The following is a 4,310-nucleotide window of genomic DNA, read 5'->3' as shown; positions in this document are numbered from 1 at the left end:
TTTGCCCAGGAAGGCGCCGTATTGGTCTACGATGAGGTGGGGGATGATGGGCATCTTATCTCCGGGTCATCATGCGAGGACCCACACACCGTGTCCGTCAATCGCCAGCCGCACAAGTTGCTGCACGAGGGAGCCAGGCGTCCAGCAGACCCTCATAAAGGTCAGAGCCTGCCCGAACACGTGGCTGGTCCCCCTTGTCTCACGCCCAACGAGCGGCTCAACCTGTCCGTACACTTCCATGTTCCCGTCCACGGGCACATGGGCCGGCAAGGTGTCACCGGCGCTGAGGTCTTTTTGTGGGCGATCCGCGTCCAATTGCCAATCGCTCGCGCTTTCTCGGCTGAATCGGACCATCCGCAACTGCCCCAACCCGTAGCGCCGCTCGCCGCCGATCTGCAACTCGCCCAGCCAGGCGCGCCATTTGGATTCTTCGCCCAGCAACGGAAGGGCGACTTCGTCCAGAAATACCCAGCCGCCGATTTCCGTCGGCAAAGCCTGTTCCCCCTCTCTTGGAACGACGGGGTGATAAGGAGAGATGAATTCAACCTCGTGGAGGCTGCCCTCCGCGGCGGAGGTGGTGGCGGCATCCAAGGCCGTGGTGACGTGGGTATCCAGATAGCGGCGCTCAAACTCGGCAGCGGTCAGATTGCCGTATTTCAGTTCACCCGCTGCGTAACTTGGCGCCAGTTCTATATCGCCCTCGCGCACAAACCAGTAGCCAAAGGCGCAATGGGTCTTGACCCACTCGCCGATCTGCCGGTAGTCACCTTGCGGGAGGCCGTCAGTGGAGAAGCCGCGGCGGGTCAGCGCCTCGGTCACCGCACCCCACAGGTTGCGGGCCGGGATATAGTAGCGCGTGCGCTGCACATTACCCACCTTATGGAAGCCGATATGGAGCGGGCTGCGCAACTCATAGATCACGCGGAACATCTGCCAGGCCATAGCCACCTCCATCATTCCAGCGCTTTGGCGTGATAGCGGGCGTAGATGAGGGCCTGCTCCAGCACTCGTTTAGCGAGGAGGAGTCGGTCGAGGTCGGAAGCCAATCCGTTCTCGCGGCGGATTTCCTCCATCGCTTTCTCATATACATTTTCCCCATCGTCTGCCCGGATCAGATTCAGCGATTGATGTTTCAAAAGCTGTGCGGCCTGGTTTGCCAGGGCACTTGCTGCATTTGACCTTTTGTCTTTCTTATCACCTTTCTTCTCTTTGATTTGAGAAGCAAGGTAGAGAAAGAAGGCATATACCCCGTCTTCTTGCAGCACTCCCAAAGACTTGGTAATCATATTCTCTGTATCCGATGCCTTCGAGAGTTCTGCGTTAACTTTTTGTGCCATTTCATAACCCAATAGGGCACAGAGTTGATCCAGATTCTGGAAGTTCATTGCGCACCTCCCTCATTCAGGTTGAGCACGCGCAGCCGGCCCATACCGCGCGTGTTCATGCCGCCAGCGCCAAGAAACTCCAACAACTTCAGGCCATTCCTCACGGTTTCTTTTACTTTGTCCAGGTTTCCTTCCGGATGCTCCTCGTCGCTGAGCGGAATCACATACTCGGTTTGCTTTTTGCCGTCCCGCTCAACCGTCCTGGCAATCCGATAGTATTTAGGGTGGCTTACCACAACCTCAAAATAGAGCACACTGGCGCGTGGAATGGCTTCGTAAGTGAAGAGCGCGCCCTCGGCGACGGCGCCGGTGGACGGATCAATGCTCACCGAGGTACGCACCTCCAGGTTGTCGTTGACGATGTGGCCGAACATCTTATTGGAGACCAGGACGGCATGGTGGAGGATGTCCTGCGATATGCCGGGGAGCTGGGAAGCCTCCGGTGCAAAGTCATTGCCCGCCACCTCCAGCATCAGCCAGCCCAGGTTGAGTCTCTTGCTGACTTTTACGCCGCTGGCCACGTGCACCTGGCCGTCCTGCGGCTCGACCTCGGAAATTCCCACATCCTTCAGCACCATCGGGCAGGTGACCCAGACCGGCCCGGCCAGGGAGTGGACGGGGAAGAAGAGCAGCCGCGCATCGGAGAACTGCGCCAGGCCCTGGAAACTGGCCCCGCTCCCTTTGGCGAAGCCGAAGGTCACACAAATGGGGCAATCGGGTTGGCCGCAGTGTCCCTGGTAGCCCCGATTCGTGTCGGGCTGTCCCTGGCCGGCGCAGTTGGGAAACTTGCCGTCTTCCTGCATGGCCGCGTAGGTGCGGCAGGCGCCGGAAAGGCTGGTGCCGGGGATTTTGGGGAGATTGGTGCCCGGCTCGCGCACGATGGACATATCCACGCGCCCCAGCCGCATCCCGCCCGTGCCCACGTGGATGGGGTCCAGGGCGAGGGCGAAAAACTTGAGCACATCCGGTTGATAAGCCATTTCACTCCTCCTTTATCCTTGCTTTGAGAACTGTGAGGTAGAGTTCCAAACAGCGGGCAAAGCGCCCGGCGGTAACATCTTCCGGCGTGACCACATCGGGCAGGGGATTCCCCGCCTGATCCTTACGTTGGAACAGGCCGGCGTCCTCGAGGGTGGTGTGCGTCAGATGCTGAAACTCTGCGCTGCCCATTCCCCAGGCAGTGCCTTTTCTTTCCAGCAACGCCCATATACCGTTCAGGCTGGTCTGGGTGATGCCGCTCTGCTTCAGGTCTTCCCACATCCTCCTCAGGCGCGGCAGTTCGTCCAGCAACATCACGTCCCGCTGAGGGTCAAAGCGGAAGCGCTGGGCGGTGCTCTCCAGAAACAGATAGGCGAAGCGCGAAGGGGTGACCAGGACTCGATCGCCCGCTTTCAGGTCGTTCACGTGAACCAGCCAGCGGTCAGCGTACGTGGCGCTGACTGCGCCCACTTTCCCGGGGTCGCTTTTGCCCGCCTCGCAGAGCTGGAAGCGACGCGTGTGGTGCGCTGCTGGATTGGCCCCCCCTGGGAGGAAGAAATAGGGATACCACTCATCAGATGTTGTGCCGTCGCCCATCCGGGTCGGCACAGTCCAATCCAGGCCGTTGCTGAACTGGACCTGGCCATTGGTCACATCCCGGGCAACTTCCCACTCTTCTTCCGGCAGCGGCATTCCCAGCATCCGCCGCGCGGTGTCCATCACCGCCAGGAGCGGCATCTTGCGTGGGAAGAAGACCAGGCCCAAAAACAGCGGCAGGCGGTTCTGCACCTTGCCGAACTGTTTCCGGTATTCGGCGTAAATCTGTTCGGCGATCTCCAGGGCGTCGGCGGCGGGGACGAGGGCCAGGAACTGGTCGGGCGAGGCGAGCAAGGTAAGCGTGGGATGGTAACACAAATAATCTGCCGACGGCTTCTGCACGTCCCGTACCTGATAGACAGCCTGCCCTTTGCGGCCATCATATTCCCAGGAAAGGCTCAACTGCCCTGTTGAGGGCTCTTCCGGCATAAACGACACAGTAAGCAGTTTATCACCTATGCGCCAGACGCTAATGGGGCGTCCGTTGAGCGTACCATCACACACGACGCCTTCAGGTGGCAATGACACACCTGATTGAACCTCCAAAAGCCAGCGCTCGCGACCAGGTAAAGCATCCAGGATTCCTTGTACCGTCTCCGTCCAGAATCGCTGGCAGGTCTCCCAGACGCGGCGCAGGCGGGCCGGGGAGGGGTTCTTGGGGGTGAAGGTGTTGCTGGCAGTGTCCGCCCTCACCAGCAGCGTCTGCACCAGGTCGCCGGAGAGCCAGTCGTCCAGGCCAAATTTGCCGACGATCAGCGCCACGCGGCCGTTGTGGTCGGCAATTTCGTCCATCCAGATGGTGCGGTGCGGGTCGGCCTGCCAATCGGCGATGCGCGAGCCGCGGCGCTGCTCGCAGGTTTCACATACATCACGGTCTTCGCGCTTGGGGCGCAGGCGACAGACCGGGCAGACTTCCCATTTGTCATCGCCTGCCTTGTTCCATTCTTTCTGCCAGTAGTCGCTCAGGTTCTGGCTATCAAAGGGCTGCGCCAGTTCTTGCAGCGCTTCCTTGTGTGCTTTGGCCAGGACGCCCTTGAGTTGCTCGGTGGCGGTTGCCCCATCGCCCACGGTGACGGCAATGCGCGGGGCAAGTTCCATCTCCACGGCTTCCACGCGGCGGCGGATCTCCTGCGCCAGATCGGCGGGGAGGTCCAGGTCGGGGAAGGTGAAGTAGATGCCGGTGGTGTCGCGGTAGACCTCGTTGCCGAGGGGGTATTCTTCTTCTACCAGTTTTTTCACGGCTTCGCAGGCCTGTTCCACGGCGCGCTGATAACCGAGCAGGTCGCCGATTTTGATCGCTTTGGCGTACAGGCCGAGCACGTCAAAGTTGACGTGCAGCAGGCGCCAGTG

Annotated in this window: 4 protein-coding genes; all 4 read right to left on the bottom strand. The window is 60.3% G+C overall.

The annotated features are described in order from the left end of the window. Positions 1 to 69 precede the first annotated feature (69 nt). A complete protein-coding gene (locus tag ABJK56_RS13275) occupies positions 70 to 942 on the bottom strand; it encodes a hypothetical protein (protein WP_347245149.1) in 873 nt (290 codons plus the stop codon). An 11-nt stretch (positions 943 to 953) separates the two neighbouring features. Next, positions 954 to 1,385, bottom strand: a complete 432-nt coding sequence (locus ABJK56_RS13270; RefSeq protein ID WP_347245148.1) for a hypothetical protein — start codon at positions 1,383 to 1,385, stop codon at positions 954 to 956. Further along, complete coding sequence (cmr4, locus tag ABJK56_RS13265; protein WP_347245147.1) at positions 1,382 to 2,365, bottom strand: type III-B CRISPR module RAMP protein Cmr4; 984 nt, start codon at positions 2,363 to 2,365, stop codon at positions 1,382 to 1,384. The genes ABJK56_RS13270 and cmr4 overlap by 4 nt, the downstream gene beginning before the upstream one ends. Position 2,366: 1 nt before the next feature. Continuing rightward, positions 2,367 to 4,310, bottom strand: a 1,944-nt coding sequence (locus ABJK56_RS13260) for a hypothetical protein (protein ID WP_347245146.1), incomplete at its 5' end; no start/stop codon positions are given.

Origin of the sequence: Thermogutta sp., assembly GCF_039793925.1 — a bacterium.
Classification (GTDB): Bacteria; Planctomycetota; Planctomycetia; order Pirellulales; family Thermoguttaceae; genus Thermogutta.
The sequence above is the reverse complement of the archived record's forward strand: the minus strand, read 5'-3'. Positions and strand labels throughout refer to the sequence as shown.